We start from the raw sequence: 23,039 nt of genomic DNA on the forward strand, positions 1-23,039 counted from the left end.
ACGAACGCCCCCGGAGCGGCATCGGCTCGGACGGCCGAGTCGTCCGATCAGGGCGCCTTCGACGGCCGCCTCACGCCGAGCACGATCTCCCGCGCGCGTTTGACGCGCGATGCGGCCGTTCCGATGGGGGCGTTCGTGATCTGCGCGATCTCTGCGAGCGTCCGATGCTCGAGCTCGTAAAGCACGAACGACCGGCGCGTCTCTTCGGGCATCGCGTCGAGCAGGCGTAGGAGCTTCACCCGGGCCTCGGACGCAAGGGCCGCCTCCTCGGGGGAGGGCCTGCGATCCAACTCCAAGTCGAGCCTCGCGTCGTCGTTGACCTCACGACGGCGGAGCTCCCGACGCCTCGTATTGCGCGAGATGTTCGCGCACGTGCGGAACAAGTACGCGCGATCTTGGTGGATCTTGTCGAGGTTTCGAGCGGCGACGACGAAGACTTGCTGCACGACGTCTTCGGCATCGGCGCTTCGCACGCCGAAACGAAGTGCACTACGCCGAACGAAGCTTTGATGCGTGCGAACGAGCTCCTCGAAAGGCGCGCTTCGCGACCTCACTCTGCCCGTACAGCCCGTCGCCGCATCCGCCGCCATGGGTGTCCTTCCCTTAAATGCCTCTGGGCAGCGTTTTTGATCTCGGAAAGGGCAAATTGGTTGCGAATGAAACGAAATCGCTACGAGCTCGTCCGTGACGCGCCTTCACGACGCAGCGCACCAAGCCGTCGTCGGTCACGGGCCGTCGGGGTCGGTCGGCCTCGACACGTGCTCTGCTGCACTGCCGCATTTTGATGCACCATACACGCACCAGCATCGGAACGGATTCGTCCGGAACGAATCCGGCGTCGGCGCAACGTTTCAACTCCGAGCCGGTAAATGAGATGCGCGCTCCATCGCCGAGCGAACGTGAACGTTCGGCGTGGAATACTCCGAGGCATGACGAAGCAGACGAGTCGTCGGGAGATGCTCCGTCTCCTTGCAGCAACGGGAGCGATGGTCGCCGGTTGCAGCTCCGAAGACGACGCCCTTCGCGATCCTTCGAACGACCAGCCGCAGAATGCCGACGTCGAGAGCTCCGGAGAGGACGCATCCTTCACTCCAGCGCAGGACGCTTCCAGCGAGGCGAACGACGCCGGGCCGACGACTCCGACGCTCGACGTGCCTTTCTACGGGGTGAACATCCACCCCGACTACTTCCGTCCGAACGCGCAGCTCGTCTCGCTGCTCCAGATGCTGCGGGTCAAACACGTTCGCGTGGACGTGTACAGCGAAGCCACGGCGAACACGATCGTCGGCTTCGCTCCCGCACTCGCGGCCGCGGGCATCCAGCTCGTCGCGTGCATCACACCGGGCCTCCACCACGGCGAGGACGAACAAGCGAACTATCAATCGGCGTACGACCTGACGAAGACGATCGTCACGAAGCTCGCGCCACACGTTTCGATCTACGAATGCGGCAACGAGCTCGATCGCGACGCGTACACGTACACGGGTACTCCCGGCGCGCTGACCGGGACGTACAGCAATGCCGTGTGGCCCTCATGGCGAGGGCTTCTTCGCGGCATGATCGACGCGATAAAAGAGCTCCAGCCGACGGCGAAGGTGGGCGTCGACTTCTGCTGCTCCGATTTCGATGCCGCCCAGTGGATGTGGGACGGCTCACAGCCCGACGGCTCGACGGGCCATCCCAAGGTGCGCTGGGACGTGTCGATGCTCCACTGGTATCGCATCTACGGCGACTTCGACGATGCACCGAACCCGTTCGGCGGGCCCAACGTGAACCTCGTGAAGGAGTACGTCGAGCGCTTCGGTTGCCCGGTGATGTTCACCGAATGGGGCCAGATCCCCGAAGCGACCGGCGACGAGCTCCGAAACCAGATCGTCGACATGATGACGAAGTTCGTCGCCGACCGTGCGCACGGCCTCGTCTCGATCTTCTACTACCAGCTCTCGCTGGACGAACAACGCTTCGGCCTGATCGACGGGACGTGGGCCAACCTCACCCCCGCCGGCGAGGTCTTCGTCGACTTCGTCGAGAAGAACCCCGTGAGTTGAAGGTCGTCAGGAGAGCTTCTGTTCGCGCAGCTTGAAGGCAATGCGCGTGGCCATACTCATGATGGCGAGCTGCGGGTTCACCCCGAGGCTCGTCGGCATGATCGAGCCGCACGCGACATGCAGATTGTCGGTGCCCCAGACCTTGCCGTTCTGGTCGACCACCGAGTGATCCCGCGACGAGCCCATCTGGCAGCTCCCGAGCGGATGTTGCGAGGAGCACTCGATCTTCGAGCCGGGCACCTTCTCGAGCGGGAAGTTACGCAGACCATCGGCATCGACAGGAGCGCTGCCAAATACCGGCAACACGACTTCGCGAGCGCCCGCGGCGAAGAAAAACTCGCCCATCAAGCGTAGGAGGCGCGGGATGCGTGCTTTGTCGCGACGCGACATGTCGTACGTGAGGATTGGATGGCCGAGCGGGCCGTTGAAGACGCGACCGCCGGCGTCGTCGTGGATCATGCCACCGAAGATCGCCAGGTGAGCAACCTCGCGAGCGCGTGACCAGTAGCGCTTGCCGAAGCCCGGCATGGTCGCGGCGAGGACGCCGTTCGGGATCGAGAGCGAGTTGAAGAGGATGCCCTCGTCCTTCTCGTAATGATCCACGTAGGCCGATTGCAGCGAGCCTTCCCAGCTCCGCACCGGCTCGTCGAAACGCGCCATCACGCGGAAGCTAGGATGGAGCGTGAGATTCTTACCGAGCGCGGGCAGGCCGCGATCGATGCCGCTTCGTCGCAAGAGACGCGGCGTGTGCATCGCGCCGGCGGCGAGCACGACGCGCTTGCTGCGCACGGAGAGCCGGCTTCGCGCGCGACCACGAGGACCGTCGAGCAGGCGGGCCTCGACGCCGACCGCGCGGCGACCGTCCATCTTCACGCTCTTCACCGCGCAGTCCGACCAGATGACGGCGCCGGCGGCGATCGCGCGAGGAAGATACGAGACGTCGACGCTCATCTTGGCGCCGTGAGGGCAGCCGAAGTTGCAGCGCCCGCAGCCGTCGCAGCCGCGCGTGTTGCGGCGCATGGGCTTGAGCTTGGCGCCGTGCATGGCGGCGCCTTCGCCGAAGAGACGCGTCCCGCGCGAACGCATCGACTCGGGGACTTCCTCCACGTGGACATCGCGCTCGACGGTATCGAAGTACGACTCCATGCCCTTCGGCGAGAGCTCGGTGAGCCCGAGCTCGTTCGACCATCCGTCGAGCACGTGATCCGGAATGCGGAAACAGACGCCGCCGGTGAGGATCGACGAGCCGCCGATGGCGCGGCCGGTGGTGACGTTGATGCTCGGTCCGCCGCCGAGGCCCCACGCGAGAGTCATGCCCGCGTCGCTCCACACGTGGCGGAGGCTCTCGCTCTGGCGAAGAGCGCCATGATCGAGCGTGGGAAGGTGGGGACCTTCTTCGAGGATGACGACGCGCTCGCCCGCTTCGGCGAGGTGCGTGGCCACGACCGCGCCGCCCGCTCCAGAGCCGACAACGACGGTGTCGCAATCGATGGTGACGTCGCGCTTCTCGCCGCGCGAGAGGCCGTGACCGATGTGGAGCATGCCGCTCACGCCGCGACCTCGTCGCCTTCGCCTTCGCCTTCGTCGGTCGGCGCGTTGACGCCGGGGGCGCCGAGGCACGTCGGCTCGGTCGAGGTCTCGCGCATCGTCTCCGGGTGCTCGAACCAGAGGATGCAGAGGATGGCCTTGGCCGCGAGGGCGGTCGGCGCGAGCGGAGAGCTCTCGATACGCTCGAGTGCCTCCGTGCGAAGCGCGACCGGCAGGCGCCAGAGCGGCCCGAAGCGGAACACGAAGAGCGGTGCAATCCACGCGAGCGCGAGCAGCGCCAAGCTCAGGACGAGACGCGCTCGACCTTGCGAGTGCCCGTAGAACGCCGTGAAGTCCTCCTCGAGCCAGTCGAAGCGCGCCTTCTCGGCGCCTTCTTCGTAGGCAAAGAGCGCCTCGGCCACGCCACGCGCGGCACGTTGAACCGCCCCCGGAACTGGAACCTTGGGGCGATTGCGGACGTCATCCTCCGGCGCGGGCTGCGCGAGGTGAGGCAGGTGTTCGTGGCCGGGAGGCCCCGTCAGAATCGGCAACGCTCGCGCGCGCGAACGCGGCCCAGCTTCGTGAAGAAGAGCCGTTTTCGTGGGCTCGAGCGTGGCGGATGTCTGCACGCCCTCAAGGATGGTCGGCGGGAGCCCGCCCTTCAAGTCGAACCGTGCTCGGGTTTCGCCTCAACTCCGCCTCAAGAAAAGCCGGGGCCAACGCCCAGCGCGAGCACAACGTCACGGATTTTCCCTCGAAAGAAGCTCGCGTGGGCCCAGGCGCCGAGGCTCCTAGCGCCGGTCATCCTCTCCTGCCCCGCCCACGAATTGGCGGCTCGTCCAGTGATGATCCCACGTGGCGGCTCGTCCAGTGATGATCCCACGTGGCGGCTCGTCCAGTGGTGATCTCGCACGAGAGTCGCTCGACGACATGAGCGGCGCATTCTCACGAACCGCTTCGCGGGAGCATCCACGCGCAAAGACGCAAAGACGCAGAGCACGCAGAGTCTTTAAGGTCGAGAGCCTCCGCCGCCGCTCTCGCATCGCTCAGAACGCTCACCGACAGGCCCTCGTATCCTCGCTCGACACGCCGGCCCATCCCTCGATCTCTGCGCTTCTGCGTCTTTGCGCCTTGGCGCTGGGATCCAACGAGGAACGCTGACGACGTTGCCTCATCGTTCGCGAGGTCTACTCCTACCGGTGCTTCGTCGGGGGCACGTCTGCTCCTACCGGGGTTGCTTCGTCGCTCGCACGTCTGCTCCTGCCGGGGCGATCCCGTCGGCGCGTCGGGACGAGGCACCGACGAGCGACGGTGCGCGCACTGCTCAGGAAACGAAACAGGCCCGCCGTTCAATCGAGGAACGACGGGCCTGCCGAGAGAACGAGACGCTTCGGGGTCAGCCCGCGCCCCACTCCTGGAGCGAGCGGACGCGGATGTTGGTCTCGCCGCGCGCCGATTCGATGGCGTCGCAGGCAGCCAAGGCGGCGGCGATCGTCGTGAAGTACGGGATGTTCGCGAGCAGCGTCTGGCGGCGAAGCGAGTAGCTGTCCTTCACTTCCTGAGCGCCCATGGTCGTGTTGACGACCATGCCGATGGTGCCGCTCCGGATCGCGTCGACCACGTGGGGCGACCCTTCGGCCACCTTGTTGATCGCCTCGCAGGGGATGCGCGCCCGGAGGAGCGCCGCCGCCGTACCGCGGGTGGCGATGATCTCGTAGCCCGCCGCGCGCATGCGTCGCGCGATGATGCAGGCCACCGGCTTGTCTTCGTCCCTCACGCTGATGAAGACCTGACGACGTGCGCCCTTCTCGGCCGCACGCACGTCGAGACCTGCCGCGAGCATGCTCTTGTAGAACGCGCGCGCGAAGGTGTCGGAGATGCCCATGACCTCGCCCGTCGAGCGCATCTCGGGGCCGAGGATGGTGTCGACGCCCGGGAACTTCGCGAACGGGAAGACGCTCTGCTTCACCGCGACGTGGCGCGGGACCTCGATGTCTTCGAGTCCGAGCTCGTCGAGCGTGAGACCGGCCATGAGCTTCGCCGCGATCTGCGCGAGCGGGCGGCCCGTGGCCTTCGAGACGAACGGCACCGTGCGGCTCGCGCGGGGGTTCACCTCGAGGATGTAGACGTCGGCTCCCTTGACCGCGAACTGGACGTTCATGAGGCCGACCACGCCGAGCTCGAGGGCGAGCTGACGCGTCTGCTCCTCGATCGACATCACGATCTCGGGCGAGAGCGAGTGCGGGGGAAGCACGCTCGAGGAGTCACCGGAGTGAACGCCGGCCTCTTCGATGTGCTGCATGACACCGCCGATGACGGCGCGCTTGCCGTCGGCGATGCAGTCGACGTCGACCTCGATCGCGTCCTTGAGGAACTCGTCGACGAGGATCGCCTGGGTTCCCGCGTCGCGCGCGGCTTCGACGGCGAGGTGGATGTACGCCTCGAGCTCGGCCCGCGTGTACGCGATGGTCATTGCGCGGCCGCCGAGCACGTAGCTGGGACGGACGAGCACCGGGTAACCGATGCGCTCGGCGATCTGGAAGGCTTCCTCGACGCCGTTGGCGATGCCGCTCTTCGGGCGCTTGAGCGAGAGCTTCGTGAGAAGATCGTCGAAGCGGCCGCGATCTTCGGCGCGGTCGATGGCGTCGGCGCTGGTGCCGAGGAGCTTCACGCCGTTCTTCTCGAGCGGCACGGCGAGCTTGAGCGGCGTCTGACCGCCGAACTGCACGACGACGCCAACCGGTTTTTCGACCTCGCAGATCGCGAGGACGTCTTCGAGCGTGAGCGGCTCGAAGTAGAGGCGGTCGGAGGTGTCGTAGTCGGTCGACACCGTCTCGGGGTTGCAGTTGACCATGACGGTCTCGTACCCGAGCTCGCGGAGCGCCTGGACGGCGTGCACGCAGCAGTAGTCGAACTCGATGCCCTGCCCGATGCGGTTCGGACCACCGCCGAGGATGAGCACCTTCTTCTTCGTGTCGTCGGGCTGCGCTTCGCTCGTCGACTCGTAGGTCGAGTACATGTACGGCGTGTGCGCGACGAACTCGGCGGCGCACGTGTCGACCCGCGCGTAGACGGGTTTGACGTGCGCGTTGCTTCGCTTGGCGCGCACTTCGTCTTGCGTCGACTTGGCGAGCTTGGCGATGTGCGCGTCGGAGAAGCCGAGGCGTTTGAATTCGGTGAGCGACGCGGGCGTGAGGTCGCCCTGCTCGATCCGCTTCTCGGCCGTGATGATGCGGGCGATCTGCGAGAGGAACCAGGGGTCGATCTTCGTGAGCGCGTGGATCTCTTCGAGCGAGATCCCGGCGCGCATCGCGTCGGCCACGTAGAAGAGGCGGTCGGCCGTGGGGACCGGGATGACCGCGCGGAGCGCCGCGAGCAGCTCTTCCTGGCTGTAGGGAGGCAGCTCCCTCGGCATCTCGAGCTCAGCGGCCTCCATCGAGAGGTCGCGCTTCTTCTTCGGCTCGGCGATGACGCGGTAGTCGACGCGACCGACGAGCGAGACGAGACCATCGCGCGCGGTCTCGAGCGAGCGGGCGGCCTTCTGCAGCGATTCGCAGAAGGTACGGCCGATGCTCATGACCTCGCCGACGCTCTTCATCTGCGTGCCGAGCGTGTTGTCGGCGCCCGGGAACTTCTCGAAGGCGAAGCGCGGCCACTTGGTGATCACGTAGTCGATCACGGGCTCGAACGCGGCGCTCGTTCCGGTGATGTCGTTCTTGAGCTCGTCGAGCGTGTAACCGACGGCGAGCTTCGCGGCGACCTTGGCGATCGGGTAGCCCGTGGCCTTCGAGGCGAGCGCGCTCGAACGCGACACGCGCGGGTTCATCTCGATGACGTGGAACTTGCCGGTCTCCGGGCAGACCGAGAACTGGACGTTCGAGCCGCCGGTCTCGACACCGATCTCGGTCATGACCGCGCGCGCGGCGTCGCGCAGGCGCTGGTATTCCTTGTCGGTGAGCGTCATCGCGGGCGCGACGGTGATCGAGTCGCCCGTGTGGACGCCCATCGGATCGATGTTCTCGATCGAGCAGACGACGATGAAGTTGTCCTTCTTGTCGCGGATGACCTCGAGCTCGTATTCCTTCCAGCCGAGGACGCTCTCTTCGATGAGGACTTCGCGCGTGGGCGACTGAGCGAGCGCCCAGGCCACCTTCGCTTCGAACTCGCTCGCGTCCTTCGCGATGCCGCCGCCCGAGCCGCCCATCGTGAACGAGGGACGGAGAATGGCCGGGAAGCCCGTGTCCTTGACGATGGCCCAGGCCTCTTCGATCGAGTGCGCCGTGCCCGCCTTCGGGCAGGAGAGGCCGATCTTCTCCATCGCGGCCTTGAAGAGCGCGCGATCCTCGGCCTTGGCGATCGAGTCCGGCTTGGCGCCGAGAAGCTCGACGTCGTAAGCCTTGAGCACGCCCTTTTCGTGGAGCCCGAGCGCGAGATTCAGCGCCGTCTGTCCACCGAGGGTCGGCAGGATCGCGTCAGGACGTTCGCGAGCGACGATCGCCTCGAGCGTGCGAAGCTCGAGTGGCTCAACGTACGTCCGGGCTGCGAGCCCCGGATCGGTCATGATGGTCGCAGGGTTGGAGTTGACGAGGACGACCTCGTATCCCTCCTGGCGAAGTGCTTTCGCCCCTTGCGTTCCGGAATAGTCAAACTCGCAAGCTTGACCGATGACGATCGGCCCTGCGCCGATGATGAGAATTTTTTCGAGGTCGTCTCGACGCGGCACTGGCGCTCCCGTGCTCCTTCGAGGGGGCCCTGTTAGCAGGGGTCGACCCAAGGCGAAAGGGTTACCCCGTGGTCGAGCTAATACGGAGCGAGGCTATCCGACTGCACGGCAAAAACCGCCCCCGACCAACGTGCGCAGCATGCGTGAGCGCGTCCGTAGCGTGCCCTCGCGAGACGGTCGCGGTCGCGGTGGTTGCGCGCGAGCTCTTGTCCGCCACTCGGCGCAAGCATCGTCCGCTTCGTGACACCCTCGCGCGCATCGTCTGCTCCTTATCCCGTCGTCGTCGCGGCGTGCGTAAGCCATCGTGATGACGAGTCGGACGCGCCCCCCGACAGCTGGAGCGGCCATCTTGTGGCACGCGATCGAGTTGCGCAGGATGCGAGCATGCTTCGTCGTGCCATCACTGCGGCTGCCATCGTCGCGACCGCTTCAACCACGCTGCCGGCTGCAGCGGCGACTTGGGTCGGCAATCGCACGACCCCCTCGCTTCGCGAGATCATCGCCGTCGACGCCACGGGCGAGACGGACTGGCCCTACGGTCAGGAAGACGTCGCCGGCGACGGACTCGCCAACTTCAAGCTCCCGGAGCAATCGATCGACTTCCGCACCGCCTACGCGGCCACGGACGCGTCGAACTTCTGGCTCCGCACGTACGTCTCGGCAGCGGATGCCGTCGGCCCCGAGGTGACGGTGTACGTGTTCGTCGACGCCGACGCGAACTCCGCGACGGGCGGGTCGGCCAACGCGATCGAAGCCAATGCGCTGCTCACGAACGACCCCACCGTCGGCGGCTACGAGTACGTCGTCGGCATTCGTTCGAACGGCACGATCGAAAACGTCTGGCAGTGGCGCAAGACCCCAGCCCCGGCCGGGTGGCAGGTGGTTGCCGCCGGCAACGACACGCGCGTCGCGGAGACGGGCAAGGACCTCGATCCGATCCGCGTTCTTACGAGGCAGCACGGCTACCTCCAGGCCAAGATCGCGCTAACCACGCTTGGTCTCACCTCGGTCTGCAACGCGCACCTCTACGTGCGTTCGGTCAACAAGACCGCAGGCCTCGGCAACGGCGACCTCGACGTGGGCAAGGCCAGTGCGTGCGTGTCCGTCGACTCGAACGGCGATCACGTGCCGGACATCGTCGTGCCGCCTTCGGGATGCACGAACGATTCGCAGTGCCCGCAGAACGGCGTCTGCGAGAACGGCAAGTGCATCGTCGCGCCTCCGTGCGTGACGACCGCCGACTGTTCGGCGAATCAGCAATGCACGAACGACGGACGATGCGTTCCGCAGGGCGGCGGTGCGTGCACCTCGAACGATCAATGCAACGGGCTCGTTTGTGCCTCGGGCAAGTGCGCGCCGTGCACGGCGGGTGGTAACGAGTGCGGCCCCGACAATCGCTGCGCGCCAGATGGGCGTTGCGTGGCGGGACCCGCGACGGGCGACGGGGGTAATGGCGATAACGGCGATGCCGACGGTGGCATCGCACTCGAGCCGGGTGAGCGCGTCGTAGGCGGCGCGTTCCACTGCAGCGCCGGGCGGGCCGGGGGTTCGGAGCTGGCCGTGCTGGTCCTCATGGGCGCGGCGGCCATCGGAACGGCTTCACGCCGGCGCCGCTCGAGCACTTCCTCCAAGGCACGCGAGTAGAGAGAGCAAGCCGAGATGATGATTCGTAATCGACGTTCGCCGGTGTTCGTCGCGCTCGGCGCGTGCGGCGCGGCACTTCTGCTCACGCGCTCCGCGAGCGCTCAAGAGATCGACGCGGAGCGCTTCAAGCCGAGCATCACGCACGACGCCTTCTTGAACGCCGACGGCTCGGGAGTGCGCCCGACCGCCGACCCGTTCGAGTTCGGCGCCTACCTCAATTACGGGCGTAACCAGGTCGTCACGGTGAACCAGAACGGCGACGTTCGTCAGAAGCCGCTCTCGGGCCGGCTCGGCGGCGATCTCTTCGCCTCGTTCACCCTCGCCTCGCCTTTCGCGATCGGCATCGGCGTCCCCTTCTTCCTCGCCCAGACGGGCGACGGCAGTCCGTCGTTCGCCGGCCTCGGTGACGTGCGCGTGGTGCCGAAGCTCCGCATCCTCGACGACGTCGAGAGCGGCATCGGCCTCGCCATCGCCGCCGAGGTGCGCGCCCCCACGCACGCCGGAGACTTCGCCGGCGGGACGCGCATGCCCGTCTTCGCGCCTCGCGTCATCGTCGATCACCGCTGGGTAGGTGGCTTCCGCGTCGGCGCCAACGCCGGCGTCACCCTCCGCGAGAAGACGACCTACTTCAACGTCGTCGCGGCGAGCGAGTTCGCCTATGCCGTGTCGGCCGAGTACCGATTCGGCGGCATCGACGGCAAGACCGGCATCGGTGCCGAGCTCCTCGGCGGCGTGGGCCTGGTGAGCGCCAACAAGGAAGAGCTGCCCCACGAGGTCTTCGCCTTCCTCAAGCACGATCCCAGCGACGAGATTCAGCTCACCGCCGGCGCCGGTCTCGGTGTCGTGGCGGGCTACGGCGTCCCCGTCGCGCGCGGGCTCCTCGGCATTCTCTACAAGCCGACGTCACACGACTCCGATCACGACGGCGTGCCGGACGATCGCGACAAGTGCCCGAACGAACCGGAAGACCACGACCGCGTCGAAGACGGCGACGGCTGCCCCGAGGACGACAGCGATCAAGACGGCATTCCCGATGCCGAAGACCGATGTCCGACCCAGAAGGAAACCATCAACGGCTTCAAGGACGAGGATGGTTGCCCCGACGAAGGACCGGCGAAGGTCATCGTCGAGGAGGGTCAGATCAAGATCCTCGAGACCGTGAAGTTCAAGACGGGCTCGGCCGAGATCGATCCGGAATCCCACTCGATCCTCGATCAGGTCGCCCTCACGATGAAGGCGAACAAGCAGATCAAGCGCATCCGCGTCGAAGGCCACACCGACGAGACCGGCTCGCGCGACATGAACATGCAGCTCAGTCAGGCGCGCGCACAAAGCGTGCGTGAGTATCTCATCGGCAAGGGTGTTCGCTCCGAACGTCTCAGCGCGAAGGGTTACGGCCCCGACCGCCCGCTCATGAAGGGCGATAGCGACGAGGCGCGCACGAAGAACCGGCGCGTCGAGTTCGTCGTCGAACAGTAGCCGGACGACCTCGTTCGGCGGGGTACGTGAGGAAGCCGGGGCGGCAATGGCCGCTCCGGTTTCGTCTATTTTGTAGATCAGCCCTCCGACGTACGCATCGTCACGGGGACGCCCGGGATTTTCCCGACCATCCCCTGCCCCCTTTATCGGCGCAGTCAGAGGATCACTGGTTCTGCTTCGCGGCGGCGCCGCCGGAGAGCGCGCCCCCGGTTCCGGGCCGCCCGCCAACGTCGAACGTGAGCGTCGTCGCAACGTCGGTGGTCGCCGTCGCGCCGCTTACGGTGACGAGAGAGTAGGAGGGCCCGCCCGCACCCGCGCCACCCGCGCTGCCCTTGCTGCCCGCGCCGCCGTTCCCGCCCCAGACGCTGCCGCTACAATCGTTACGCGCACCGCAAACCCAGTTCGTGTACTTGCCGAGAGGTCCGCAGCTCCCTCCGGAGAAGACGTCTTGCCCGGTTTCGCAGCGGTTTGCGCCGGGAGCGCCAGCCTGGCCCAAAGCGCCCTGTCCCCCCGACGCGCCGGCCGAACCGTCGCCGCCCTTGCCCGCCTGGAGTGCGCTGTTCGTGACGATCACCGTCGCGCCGGCTCCGACCACGACCACGGCCGCCGAAGCGCCGCCGCCGCGTCCCGGGCTCCCGCCTTCGCCGCCGACACCTCCGCAGCCGCAAACGCCCGCTCCTCCGCAGACCGTGCTTCGAGGGGTGAGATTGCTGAATCCGCAGCCTGCCGAGCAATCGTAAACGGTGAAACATCGCGGGGACGGGCCTGGCGCGCCCGGGCTCCCGGAGCCGCCCGTACGCCCTCGGTCCCCGGGCGCCGGGTTGAAGCCGGTCTCGTTGAACGTCCCCGGCTGGAGCGCTGGGGATGCGCTCGCGGGTTCGGCGCCATCGACGCCCAAGCCGCAGTCGGAGCCTCCACGCATGCAGCTCACGCCGGCGGCACCAGCCGACGCCGTGCCTCCCGCTCCGGCGTCGCCGGCCACGACGTCGACGTCGACGAGAGAGAATCTCGAGCCCGCTCCGCTCACGAGGACACCAATGACCGACGCGCCGTCGGCGTCGGGCGAAGTGGCCGGCGCCGGCCCCGTCCGGATCGTCATGCTCGTGATACCGCTCGGATGCACGACGTCGTTCGCGCGTACGGCGATGGTGCCCCCCACGAGGATCGTGCTTGCTCGCGCATTCGCGGTGCAGTCACGCGACCAAGCCGCCCCCGTGACGGTCCATCCGCCTTGGACCGAGATGCCCTGCGGCGCGTCCCAGAGCGTCAAGCTCTCCGGATAGGTGCCGGGCGCGACGTACACGTTGGGTAGCGCCGACGCGCTCGCAGCAGCAATGGCCTTTCCGATCGTCGCGTACGGTTTCGCGGCGGAGCCGTTACCCGTCGCGTCGTTGCCTGTTGCCAGGCTGACGAACACGCCCAGGCTCGCGGTCGGTGCGAAGTTCGAATCGCAACCGCAGCTTCCCGCCGAGCAGCGCTCACCGACCTGACATGTTTGACCGCAACTCCCGCAGTTGAGGCGATCCGTATCGAGGTCGACGCACGCGCCGTTGCAGGTCTGTCCGAGGCACGTGCAGGTGCCTTGCTGGCAATTCGGGGTCGGCTGGGAGCAAGGCGTACCGACGTCTTGCCAGGTCCCAGCGCCATCACACCCTTGCGGTTGTGCTCCAGCACAGCGGAGGGAATGAGGGGCACAGACACCGACGCAAGCGCCGTTCATGCACGCCTGACCGTTGCAGGCGATCGGTTCACTCCACTCGCTGTTCGCCCCGCAGAGCTGAACGCCGTTGCCGCTGCATTGCGTCGAGCCTGGCATGCAGCTTCCCGAGCAGGCGCCGTTCGTACATTGCTTGTTCGTACAAGGTGCCGTCGGTCCCCATTGACCGCTCGCGTTGCACGTCTGGACGCCGTCATCTTTGCACTGCGTCGCCCCCGGGGTGCACACGCCCGTACACACCCCATTCACGCACGCCTGATCGACGCACGCACCAGCGGTTCCGGCGGCGGCGTCCGGCGAACATGTCTCGAAGGAAGCATCCGCGTCCGAGGAAGCGTCCGCCGCGGAAGAAGCCGCATCCGAGGAAGCCGCATCCGAGGAAGCATCCGCCTCCGAGGCCGTCCCCGCATCAGGCCCGGACTCTTCGATCGAACCGGAAGTCTCGGCTCCACAACCAGCAACGACCACGAGCACACACAACCCACGAACGAGGCGCAAGGACTTCATCGGCTCCGGTGTTTTGGTGACGATCTTAAAGAGCCGCGCTTACCACTCTGGTGGCTTCGCATCCATCGCGAACGTGCAGCATCCGCGAAGAATGCGCCGCCCCCAACCTGACCTTGCCGCTCGCAGAGTTCGCCGTGCTGCCGATCGAGCCGTTGTTTGCGCACGCGGCCGGCCCCTGCGGTCCTCGAGAGCGGCGTGCCCGTCGACGCGGCGAGCGAGCAGTCGACGACGGCCCCAGGCTTCTGCGCCGTGCCCGCCATCCATCGTGCTCGAGCTCTCTTGGCAACGGGACCAACTGGTCCAGCGCTTGCGAGGCACCCCATGCCGATACCGCGCGGCGAAACCTCAGCATCGAGGAGACGCGATGAGCCACGATCACAACGAGGACCGCAAAGGCCAGATTCCCGATTGGCGAGAGCACGGCGTGAAGGTGATTCGCAGCGGTGAGCTCGACACGAACACGCCACAGACTCCAGGAATGAACCGTGCGGCCGCGATCGACGCGGCACGCGCCGGCGCTCGGAAAATCTGGGCCGGCACCGTGACGATCCATCCGAACGCGAAGACCGGCGCGCATCATCACGGTGCACTCGAGAGCGTGATCTACGTCGTGCGTGGGCGCGCGCGGATGCGTTGGGGTGACCGCCTCGAATTCACCGCCGAAGCGGGCCCCGGCGATTTCATCTTCGTGCCGCCGTACGCACCGCATCAGGAAATCAATGCGAGCACCGATGACCCGCTCGAATGCGTCTTGGTACGCAGCGACAACGAGCCGGTCGTCGTGAACCTGAATATCGACCCGGTCGAGGAACCCGAGACGGTGTACTGGGTCGATCCGATGCACACGGATTCACGCAGGTAGGGAGCGAGCCGGAGGCGCGCTCGGAGCACAGGTCGAGGACCCGGCACCGACGATCAGCATGCCAGTGTCTTCGATCATCACGGTCGTCGTGTTCGTGGCTGGCGAGTACCGCGACACGGTCGTACGAGCGTTGCGCGGAGCCGTGAAGAGCCAGAAGTCGCCGCCCCAATGGGCGAATGCCCAGCCCGATCCAATCTCGACGTCGGGGCGATAGGTCTCGAGGATACTGCCCGTCTTCTTGTCGAGTCGAACGATGCGGTTGCCAGCGCGGAGGAAGCCGTAGAGCGTGCCCGCTCCCGTACCTGTCAGCTCGCCGAGCCCGGTGCTCGCCGTACCGACGAGCGTTTCAAAGAGGCGCAGCGAGACTGATGGCGAACCAACGAGCGTTAGCTTTTCCTCCTCCCTCGTTCGCAGCACCGTTGTTCGGTCCTTCGCCTCCGTACTGAGTTGCGCGAGAGCCTCAGGAGCTCGGCTCGACCGTCACTCGCGGTACCGTGTTTGCTTCGCAAGGGGGTCGTAACCGAGGGCGCAAGCGATGAAGCTCGAGAGCATTCGCGTCGAGAAACCGGAGGACGTCAACGTCGTTCTTGGTCAGGCGCACTTCATCAAGACGGTCGATGATCTGCACGAAGCCATCGTGCAGAGCGCGCCAACGGCACACTTCGGGGTCGCGTTCTGCGAGTCGTCAGGGCCGCGCCTCGTCCGACGAAGCGGTACCGACGAGGACATGGTCGCGGTGGCCGTACGCGCCGCGAACGCCATTGGAGCCGGGCACTCGTTCGTGCTCATGCTGCGCGACGTCTATCCGGCGAGCCTGCTCAACGCGATCAAGGCGGTTCCCGAGGTATGCGGGATCTTCTGCGCGACCGCGAATCCCATCGAGGTCGTCGTTGCGCGAAGTGAGCTCGGCAACGGTATCGTTGGCGTGATCGACGGCGGCAGGCCGCTCGGCGTGGAGTCCGAAGCGGACGTCTCCGCGCGCCGGGCGCTTCTGAAACGCCTCGGCTACAAGGTCTGACTCTGGCTCGCCACGGGAGGCTTTCCCTGACGGCCGCGCTCCCTTACCCTGGAAAAGGATGTCGGATCCTCAGGACAGGCCCCAGCCAGGGGAAATTTTGGCGGGGAAGTACCGCGTCGAAAAGATCATCGGCGAGGGGGCGATGGGCTACGTCCTCGGCGTCTACCACCTCGAGCTCGAGGAGCGTCTCGCGATCAAATGGGTGCGCGACGTCCAGGCCGCCGGCCAGCAAGCCATCGATCGCTTCCTGCGCGAAGCCAAGCTCTGCGCCAAGATCCAGAGCGAGCACGTCGTCCGCGTGCGCGACGTCGCTCGCACCGATGCGGGCACGCCCTTCATCGTCATGGAACTGCTCGACGGTCACGATCTCTCGGCGCTTGTCGAGGGAGGCAAGCGCGTGCCGCCGCCCTTGGCTGTCGACTACGTCGTCGAGGCCTGCGATGCCGTCGCCGAAGCGCACCAGCTCGGTATCGTGCACCGCGACTTGAAGCTGGCGAACCTGTTTCTCGCCCGGCGTAAGGACGGGTCGGACGTGGTGAAGGTGCTCGACTTCGGCATCTCGAAGGTCACGAGCACGGCGTCGATGGCGATGACGGCAGGGACCGCGATCCTAGGGTCACCGCTCTACATGTCGCCCGAGCAATGGCGCTCGTCGAAAGACGTCGATGCCCGCTCCGACATCTGGTCGTTGGGGGTCGTCCTCTTCGAGCTGCTGACGAGCGACGTCCCGTTCGTCGCCGAATCGCTGCCGCAGCTTTGTATGCAGATCACCAATGCTCCCGCGCGGGACGTCATGCAGATGGCGCCCGGAGTTCCCGAGGGGCTCGCCCGGGTGGTCCACGCCTGCCTCGAGAAGGATCCGGCGCACCGACCGCAGAACGTCGGTGCAATGGCCCGCGCGCTCGCGCCTTACGCGACGCCGCGCTCGCGGGCGAGCCTGGAGCGCATCTCTCGGATGTGGCCGACGGGCGGCATCCACGAGGTGCAGGCCGTCTCGCGTCCGCAGCCCTCCTCGGTGTCGTTGCCCGCCTTTCAGGCGCAGACACTGGTGGCGCCCGAGCATCTCCGCCCGCCGATGGGTCCAGCGGGGCACATGACGGCTGGCCAGCCGCCTACGCCATCGTCGACACTGCCGAACTGGGCCGCGTCTCAAGGTACGACGGCCTCGGCAACCAAGACGTCTCGTGCAGGCCTCTTCGTTGGCGGAGGAGTTGGTGTGGTCGCCATCGCCCTTGCCGCGGCGTTCGGTCTGAAGCAGGCGCCCCCCAAGCCAACACCGGCGACCTCCGTGCCGTCGGTCGTGACGAGCGCACCGCTCCCCGACCCCGCTCCGGTGGTTGCCCCGGCGCCATCCGCGGAGCCAGCACGCACGGCGAGCACCGAGCCCGTCGACGCCGGCTCCCGCGCTGCGGTCGATGTGCATTCCGCAGCGCCGTCTCCGAAGACGAAGGCCCCCCCGAAGTCCCCGCCGGCGACGACCGCTTCGAGTTATGCTCCGAAAACACCGGAGCCCGCTCCGGCTGCGACGAACCGAGATCTCGGCAACAGCCGGCGCTAGGACGACAGGAAACGTGAGCCAGCCATCGTGCGACATGCATAGCTCTTCGACCGCGCGGCGCCGCGGCGTGTTTGGCGTGGGCGTTGCCATCACGCTCCTCGTCTCGTTGGCCTCCGGCCCCGCGCTTGCCCAGCAAAAAAGCACTTCCGCGCAAGGCAAGCCAAAGCCCGCAGCGGCAGCTCCTGCGCCGGCGCAAGATCCGAAGCTCGTCGAAGCCGAGCGTCTGTTCGTCGAAGCGAAACGCCTGATGAACGAGATGCGCGTGAGCGAAGCGTGCCGCGCGTTCGAGGAAAGCCAGAAGCTCGACCCCGCCGTCGGCACGCAGTTCAACATCGCGGATTGCCTCGAGCGCGAAGGTCGAATCGCCACGGCCTATCGTCAGTTCAGCGACCTGCACGACGTTCTCGCACGCGTCGGTGACGATCGTGCTCCGCAGGCCGAGGCTCGCGCGCGAGCGCTCGAACCGAAGCTACCGCGCATCACGATCCGCATTCCCTGGTCGAAGAGCGTCTCCGGCCTCGTCGTCATGCGCGACGGTGAGACGGTCGAGCACTCGATGCTCGGCACCAGTGTGCCGGTCGACCCCGGTGCGCACAAAATCGTCGTGCAGGCGACGAACAAGAAGGACTACGCGGTCACCGTCAACGCCGCCCTCGGAAAGGCCGACGTCGTCGACGTTCCCGCGCTCGCGGACGTCGAGCGTCAGGTGGTCGTTCGCAATACCGGCGTCTCTCAGCGCAATATCGGTCTCGTCGTCGCCGGCGTCGGCGTGGCGGCCGTCGGCACGAGTGTGGTTCTCGGTTTCGTCGCGAAGGGCAACTACGATGGCGCCGTCGAGGGATGCACGGATCTCGGCGATCGCTACCAGTGTCCTCCGGGCAATCGCAGTGGAGATGCGGCCTCCGCGCAGTCGATGGGCACCGTGGCCACCATCGTGGGCGGCATCGGAGCCGTGGCCATCGTGACCGGCGGCGTGCTCTGGTTCACCGCTCCGAAGGGCGCGAAGACCCCGGAAAAGCAGAGCGCTCGCATCGACGTCGTGCCCGTGTTCGACACGCAGCGCGCGGGCCTGATGCTCTCGGGCACCCTCTAAGAGCCCGCTCGTTCCGCATCAAGGCTTCAATCGCACGGCGAACACGTCGGTCTCGTTCGTGAGGCTCACCGACTGCCCGACGACCACGACCGAGCCGTCGTCTTGTCGCGCGAGCGTCCTCACCTCTTCGAACGTCGGGTTCGCGCGGACCTTCGGGAACACGTAGCCGCCGTCTCCGAACGTCGTGTCCGGCGAGCCGTCGTCGTTGAACCTGGCAATGAAGCCTCGTCGCCTCTGGACCCCGAGCCATGCTGCGCCGCCGACATAGAAGGTGGCGTTCGGACCTTCCGCGACACCGAATACCTGCAACGCCGTCACGCCGGCTGGCGCGTTGGTCGGGATGCCGAGGGCGAGCGTGCCGGTTCCCGCAAAGGTCGTATCGGGCGCTCCGTCGAGCGTGAAACGCGAGAGCGTTCCGGCGTTCGAGGCGAGCTGGTAGCTGCCGAAGAGCGCTTTCCCACCAAGGAGCGACGTCATCGACGACCGTACGTTGTCGGCGTGAACGCGCGTCACGAGGCCGCCCGTTCCGAAGGTGCTGTCGAGCGCGTTGCTCTTGAAGCGAACGAAGCCGAACGTGAGTTGATTGGCAGTCGTTGTCACGTAATTGCCGACCAGCTCGACGGTGTTCGCATCGATCGTGGCGATCGCTGTGGCCGAAAACGATGGCGGGCTGTCCGGCGCGCTCGCGAAGAGGGGCTTGGTGTCGAGGAGCTCCGAGCCCAGTGTGCCGGTTGCAAGGTTCAGCGAAGTCACGACGCCATCGGTGTGGCCGCCACCGACCGTGGTCGTCGTGCCGCCGAGCCACAAGGTCCCGTCCATTCGGAGCGCCGAGCCGAAGAAGACGGACCCTCCCCCGCTCATGCTCTTGGTCAGCTTACCTCCACTGCCAAAGGTCGTATCGAGCGCGCCCGTCTGAAGGTGCCGGAAGACGGCGTTCGTCCCCTGCGAGTGGCCGACGGCGACGACTCTCACGTCCTGAGCCACGAGCCACGAGTAGGTGCTCGCAATCACATCCCCCGTCACGGAGGTGTCGCGCTTGCCGTCGGGCCCGAGGCGATAGAGACGCGTCGGCCCCGATGAGCTGAGCAGGCTGCACGCGAACCACACGGCGTGATCGGTCGTGGTCGCGGTTCGGCATACCACGGGGTAGCCGGTGCCCGAGACGTCGACGCCCGGGACGATGACGCGGCCGCCTTCGCCGAATGTCTCGTCGAGATATGACTCGAGCGGCACGGGCGCTGACGCGTCGTCGAGCGGTTTGACGTCGACGTCGTCGTTCGAAGCGCCGTCACGCACGCCAGGGGATGTGCCGCCGTCGCCCCCCGAGACGTTCGGCGCGTCGTCGTCGACGGAGCTCACGTCCTTGTCGAAGCCGAGGATCGCCGAGCAGCCGGCGATGGTCGTGCACAGGAGCGCGATCACGGGGGAGCGAACCGTGAGCGTGCGCGAGAAGACGGGCGAGACAGTCGAGGTTTTCGGGCGGCGTGCGATGAAGGGCATGATGGCAAGCGGCGGCGACGGTACCGCGATGCTTTTCCAGACTAGCGGAAGCGCAGGACGAAGATATCTCGAGTTCCCACGTCGTTGACTGCCGTTCCCACCGCGAGGAGGCGTCCGTCCTTCGAGAACCGCAAAGCCTCGATGCTCGCTTGGCCGGAGACTTCGCCGATCGAAGGTTGGATCCAGCCCGAGGTGCCGAACTCGAGATCTGCGGCCCCCTTCGCATCGAGCCTCAGGATGAAGGGCGAGCGGGTCTTGTTCGGTAGGAGGATGTTGCCGCCAACGATCAGCTTGCCATCGGCAACCGGCAGCATCGCCGTGATCTGGAGCGAGCCGGGGAACAGCGGCGGTGGAGGGGGAAGCGGTCGCACGCCACCGTCGCCAAAGGCGGGGTCACGTTTCCCATCGCTGGTGAACCTCACGACCGACCCCGCATCGAGGGCGCCGCTTGCCGCCACGAGAGCCGCTCCGGTGTTCGTCGAATCGAGGCTGCCGACGACCGCCATCAAGTTCAGACCAGGCTGCGAGATCTCGGCGAGCCCTCCGTCGCCGTAGGTCGGGTCGAGATCTTCGCCGGCGTAGCGGCTGATGGTTACCGTATCGGCCGTGTAGCCACTTCGGATCATCGTGCCGATGACCAGCGTGGTGCCGGCGCTCGGGCGAAACGCCCCCGTCGTCCACTCGGAGTTCAACGCTTCTGCGCGCTTGTCGACGAGCTTGGAATACTGGCCTGTCGTGGGGTCGACCTCGCCCCAGAACGAGTGCCCCAGGAAGAACGAATCGCTGTTCTTCGCCCAAGTGCGGCCGGACACGAGCACCTTGTCGCCGATGGCAACCACCGACTCGAGGGTGTCTCCTTCGTCTGGCTTGGTGACCGCGACGGTCAGTCGTCCGGCGTCGGCGAACGAGGGATCGGGAGCACCGTCGGCGGTCAGTGCCGCAACGAGGTTCCTTCCCATGCGATAGTTCGACGAGCCCGGGTCGTCTGCGTAGCCGACGAAGAGGTAACCGCCTTGCGGGCGCCGCGCGGGCTGGGAAACGAAGTCCGTGAACTCCGCTCCTCCGCCGTCGGCGCTCCCGAACGTGGAATCGACCACTCCGGCGGTCGTGAAGCGGAGTGCGTGGGTCCTGCGTTTGACGGCCGCGCGGCTGTTGTCGGTGGCGCAAGCGACCAGGAGGTCGTCCGTCTCGTCGAAGAGCGCACCGCACTGCACGCGAACGGCCTCGGGCTGATCGGCCGACACATCGAGACCGCTGACAATGCTCGCCGCTCCGCCGTCGCCGAAGGTGGTGTCCGGCACTCCGCGGAGCGCGGCTTCCGGAGGAGGCTCGCTCGCATCAGGCTCGTCGCTGGGAGACGTCGGAGCCGGACCGCTGTCGTTTGCGCCGTTCACGATGCGCCCCTGCTCGACGACGTCCTTGTCGAACCCGAGGATTGCCGTGCATCCAGCAAGGGTTGCGACGAGCGCTGCGCCGAGAGGCCCGAGCGTTCGGGGCATGCTGGAAACGCGTCGGAGCCGGCCGTGTCGGAGCGAGTTGGCGACGGTGGAGTTGCCCACCTGCCGAATCTATCAGCTCGGATAGCGGAAAAGGGCAGGATCGACGGAGCGAGTCGTCGACCGAACTCCGGGGAGAACGCGGAATTCGCGTGACACCTGCACGCTGACGCGCTTCTTCGGTGTCAGGGGCGAGACCGGCGAGCTCGGACTGGATCGTCGTAAAGCGACGCTCGAGGGCGGCCATGCCTCCCATGGGGCTTCGGGCGGTGAAGGGCTTCCGCCCGGCCCGATGCGTACGTCGTGTTGAAGCTCCCGCGTCGCACCTTCGACGACGAGACCTGTCCGAACTGCCAAGATCGCATCGTCGTCGGTCGCGAGCTCAACGCCGATGCCGCGATCTGGCCGCGCGCGACGCGCTGATTTTTCCGCGCAGCGCGGTCGCCATGTCACCGGTGCATCGCCACGGTCGCCATGTGCGGCATCGGCACGTGCGTTGGCTCAAGCAGACTTGACCGGTGGGGTCCGCGCCTTAACCGGTTGATGGTGAACGGCTGTCGGCGGCATCGAATCGATTGGCGGTGCATCGGCCTCGCGATTGCGCTCATCGGCTGCGCGAAGCGGCGCGAGCAGGCTCCGCCTCCACCCGTCGTCTCGGTCACTGAAGTGACGCAGAAGGATGTCACCGTGTACCGCGAATTCGCGGGCACGCTCGATGCGAACGTGAGGGCGGAAGTCCGCGCGCGCGTCGCCGGAACGCTTCTCGAACAGAACTATCGCGAAGGAAGCTTCGTCAAGGCAGGCGCACTCCTCTTCACGATCGATCCGGAACCGCTTCGCGCCGCGCAGCTGCAGGCCGAAGGGCAACTCGGCCAGGCGCGCGCGGCGCTCGAAAAGGCCGAGGCCGACGTCGCGCGCTACACGCCGCTCGTAGCCAAGCGTGCGGCCTCGAAGGAGCAACTCGATAACGCCATCGCCGCCGTTCACGCTGGAAAGGGCCAGGTGGAGCTCGCGCAAGGGCAGCTCAAACAAGCGAACATCAATCTCGGTTACACGAGGGTCGTCGCGCCCATCGACGGCATCGCCGACATCGCGCAGATCCGCATCGGTAACCTCGTCGGGCAGGCCTCGCCCACCCTGCTCACGACGGTGTCGAACATCAACCCGATCCGTTTCGTCTTCCAGATCAGCGAGGCGAAGTACCTCGAGTACGCCGAACGCATAAGGCTGCTCTCCGAGCGCCCGATATCGGACCTTGCGCAGCCCTCGGACGATCCCGCGCAGAGGCTCGACCTCGTACTGGCCGGCGACCAACACTATCCCTATCGAGGGTATATCGCCATCGTGTCGAGTCAGGTCGACCCGTCGACAGGGACGGTGACGATCCAGGCGCTCTTTCCGAACCCGGACATGCTTCTGCGGCCGGGGCAATACGCGCGCGTGCGCTTCACGGACAAGCTGCCAAATGCGGTGCTCGTCCCCGAACGCTCCGTGAGCCAGGTGCAAGGGCAGAACCAAGTCGCGGTCATCGGGCCCAAGAACATCGTGGAGGTGCGCAACGTGAAGCTTGGTCCGACGAGCGGATCCTTCGTCGTTGCGGAGAACGGAGTCAAAGCCGGCGAGCGCGTCGTGCTCGAAGGAACTCAGAAAGTCAAAGCCGGAGCGCCCATCACCCCCGCTGCCGCGGACACGTCGACGTTGCAGCTGTCGAGTGCTGCCGTCGAATTGCAAAATCCTCTGACCCCGACGGCCACGGGCGCAGCAGGGGACGCTGCGGCGACTCCGGCCGCGGCGGACGCCGGTCCTCCGCCGAAACCGACGGACGCCGGTCCTCCTCGTTCACCCGCGAATACGCCGGGAAGGTGAC

Annotated in this window: 16 protein-coding genes; 8 read left to right on the top strand and 8 right to left on the bottom strand. The window is 66.6% G+C overall.

The window, feature by feature from the left end; translation table 11 throughout:
- Positions 1 to 47: 47 nt before the first annotated feature.
- Positions 48 to 590, bottom strand: a complete 543-nt coding sequence (locus AKJ09_RS52220; RefSeq protein ID WP_146655351.1) for an RNA polymerase sigma factor — start codon at positions 588 to 590, stop codon at positions 48 to 50.
- A gap of 339 nt (positions 591 to 929) precedes the next feature.
- Between AKJ09_RS52220 and AKJ09_RS52225 the strand changes: the two genes are divergently transcribed.
- Complete coding sequence (locus AKJ09_RS52225; protein ID WP_146655352.1) at positions 930 to 2,048, top strand: hypothetical protein; 1,119 nt, start codon at positions 930 to 932, stop codon at positions 2,046 to 2,048.
- 6 nt (positions 2,049 to 2,054) lie between these two features.
- Here AKJ09_RS52225 and AKJ09_RS52230 read toward each other — a convergent pair whose 3' ends face one another.
- From AKJ09_RS52230 to carB, 3 genes are all read right to left on the bottom strand, one after another.
- Positions 2,055 to 3,590, bottom strand: coding sequence for a GMC family oxidoreductase (locus AKJ09_RS52230; RefSeq protein WP_240489010.1), 1,536 nt, complete (start codon positions 3,588 to 3,590; stop codon positions 2,055 to 2,057).
- Between the two features lie 5 nt (positions 3,591 to 3,595).
- Entirely contained in the window at positions 3,596 to 4,204 is a 609-nt protein-coding gene (locus AKJ09_RS52235; RefSeq protein ID WP_146655354.1) for a hypothetical protein, read from the bottom strand.
- Between the two features lie 767 nt (positions 4,205 to 4,971).
- Positions 4,972 to 8,298, bottom strand: coding sequence for a carbamoyl-phosphate synthase large subunit (gene carB / locus AKJ09_RS52240; RefSeq protein WP_146655355.1), 3,327 nt, complete (start codon positions 8,296 to 8,298; stop codon positions 4,972 to 4,974).
- A 384-nt stretch (positions 8,299 to 8,682) separates the two neighbouring features.
- On the opposite strand from carB, the gene AKJ09_RS52245 reads away from it, so the two are divergent.
- Together AKJ09_RS52245 and AKJ09_RS52250 are read left to right on the top strand one after the other, a co-directional pair.
- A complete protein-coding gene (locus AKJ09_RS52245) occupies positions 8,683 to 9,942 on the top strand; it encodes a hypothetical protein (RefSeq protein WP_146655356.1) in 1,260 nt (419 codons plus the stop codon).
- Positions 9,943 to 9,957: 15 nt separating this feature from the next.
- Entirely contained in the window at positions 9,958 to 11,421 is a 1,464-nt protein-coding gene (locus AKJ09_RS52250) for an OmpA family protein (RefSeq protein ID WP_146655357.1), read from the top strand.
- 163 nt (positions 11,422 to 11,584) lie between these two features.
- Here the strand turns inward: AKJ09_RS52250 and AKJ09_RS52255 are convergent, their stop codons facing one another.
- Positions 11,585 to 13,645 carry a DUF1565 domain-containing protein gene (locus AKJ09_RS52255; protein ID WP_146655358.1) on the bottom strand — a complete coding sequence of 687 codons (2,061 nt, stop codon included), beginning with the start codon at positions 13,643 to 13,645 and terminating at the stop codon, positions 11,585 to 11,587.
- Positions 13,646 to 14,009: 364 nt separating this feature from the next.
- Between AKJ09_RS52255 and AKJ09_RS52260 the strand changes: the two genes are divergently transcribed.
- On the top strand, positions 14,010 to 14,507 hold the full coding sequence (locus AKJ09_RS52260; RefSeq protein ID WP_146655359.1) for a cupin domain-containing protein: 498 nt from the start codon (positions 14,010 to 14,012) through the stop codon (positions 14,505 to 14,507).
- Here AKJ09_RS52260 and AKJ09_RS52265 read toward each other — a convergent pair.
- On the bottom strand, positions 14,496 to 14,924 hold the full coding sequence (locus tag AKJ09_RS52265) for a hypothetical protein (protein ID WP_146655360.1): 429 nt from the start codon (positions 14,922 to 14,924) through the stop codon (positions 14,496 to 14,498). The genes AKJ09_RS52260 and AKJ09_RS52265 overlap by 12 nt on opposite strands.
- A gap of 118 nt (positions 14,925 to 15,042) precedes the next feature.
- Between AKJ09_RS52265 and AKJ09_RS52270 the strand changes: the two genes are divergently transcribed.
- The 3 genes from AKJ09_RS52270 to AKJ09_RS52280 are packed head-to-tail and all read left to right on the top strand — an operon-like array spanning position 15,043 to position 18,176.
- Complete coding sequence (locus AKJ09_RS52270; RefSeq protein ID WP_146655361.1) at positions 15,043 to 15,525, top strand: adenosine-specific kinase; 483 nt, start codon at positions 15,043 to 15,045, stop codon at positions 15,523 to 15,525.
- A 58-nt stretch (positions 15,526 to 15,583) separates the two neighbouring features.
- Positions 15,584 to 17,083 (top strand): serine/threonine protein kinase, encoded by a 1,500-nt coding sequence (locus tag AKJ09_RS52275; RefSeq protein WP_146655362.1) that lies wholly within the window; start codon positions 15,584 to 15,586, stop codon positions 17,081 to 17,083.
- 34 nt (positions 17,084 to 17,117) lie between these two features.
- A complete protein-coding gene (locus AKJ09_RS52280) occupies positions 17,118 to 18,176 on the top strand; it encodes a hypothetical protein (RefSeq protein WP_146655363.1) in 1,059 nt (352 codons plus the stop codon).
- Between the two features lie 18 nt (positions 18,177 to 18,194).
- On the opposite strand, the gene AKJ09_RS52285 is transcribed toward AKJ09_RS52280, so the two are convergent.
- A complete protein-coding gene (locus AKJ09_RS52285; RefSeq protein ID WP_146655364.1) occupies positions 18,195 to 19,676 on the bottom strand; it encodes a delta-60 repeat domain-containing protein in 1,482 nt (493 codons plus the stop codon).
- 41 nt (positions 19,677 to 19,717) lie between these two features.
- Positions 19,718 to 21,175 (bottom strand): hypothetical protein, encoded by a 1,458-nt coding sequence (locus tag AKJ09_RS52290; RefSeq protein ID WP_146655365.1) that lies wholly within the window; start codon positions 21,173 to 21,175, stop codon positions 19,718 to 19,720.
- A gap of 540 nt (positions 21,176 to 21,715) precedes the next feature.
- Here AKJ09_RS52290 and AKJ09_RS52295 point away from each other — a divergent pair.
- Complete coding sequence (locus AKJ09_RS52295) at positions 21,716 to 23,038, top strand: efflux RND transporter periplasmic adaptor subunit (RefSeq protein WP_169928706.1); 1,323 nt, start codon at positions 21,716 to 21,718, stop codon at positions 23,036 to 23,038.
- Position 23,039: the final 1 nt, after the last annotated feature.

The organism is Labilithrix luteola (assembly GCF_001263205.1).
Lineage (GTDB): Bacteria > Myxococcota_A > Polyangia > Polyangiales > Polyangiaceae > Labilithrix > Labilithrix luteola.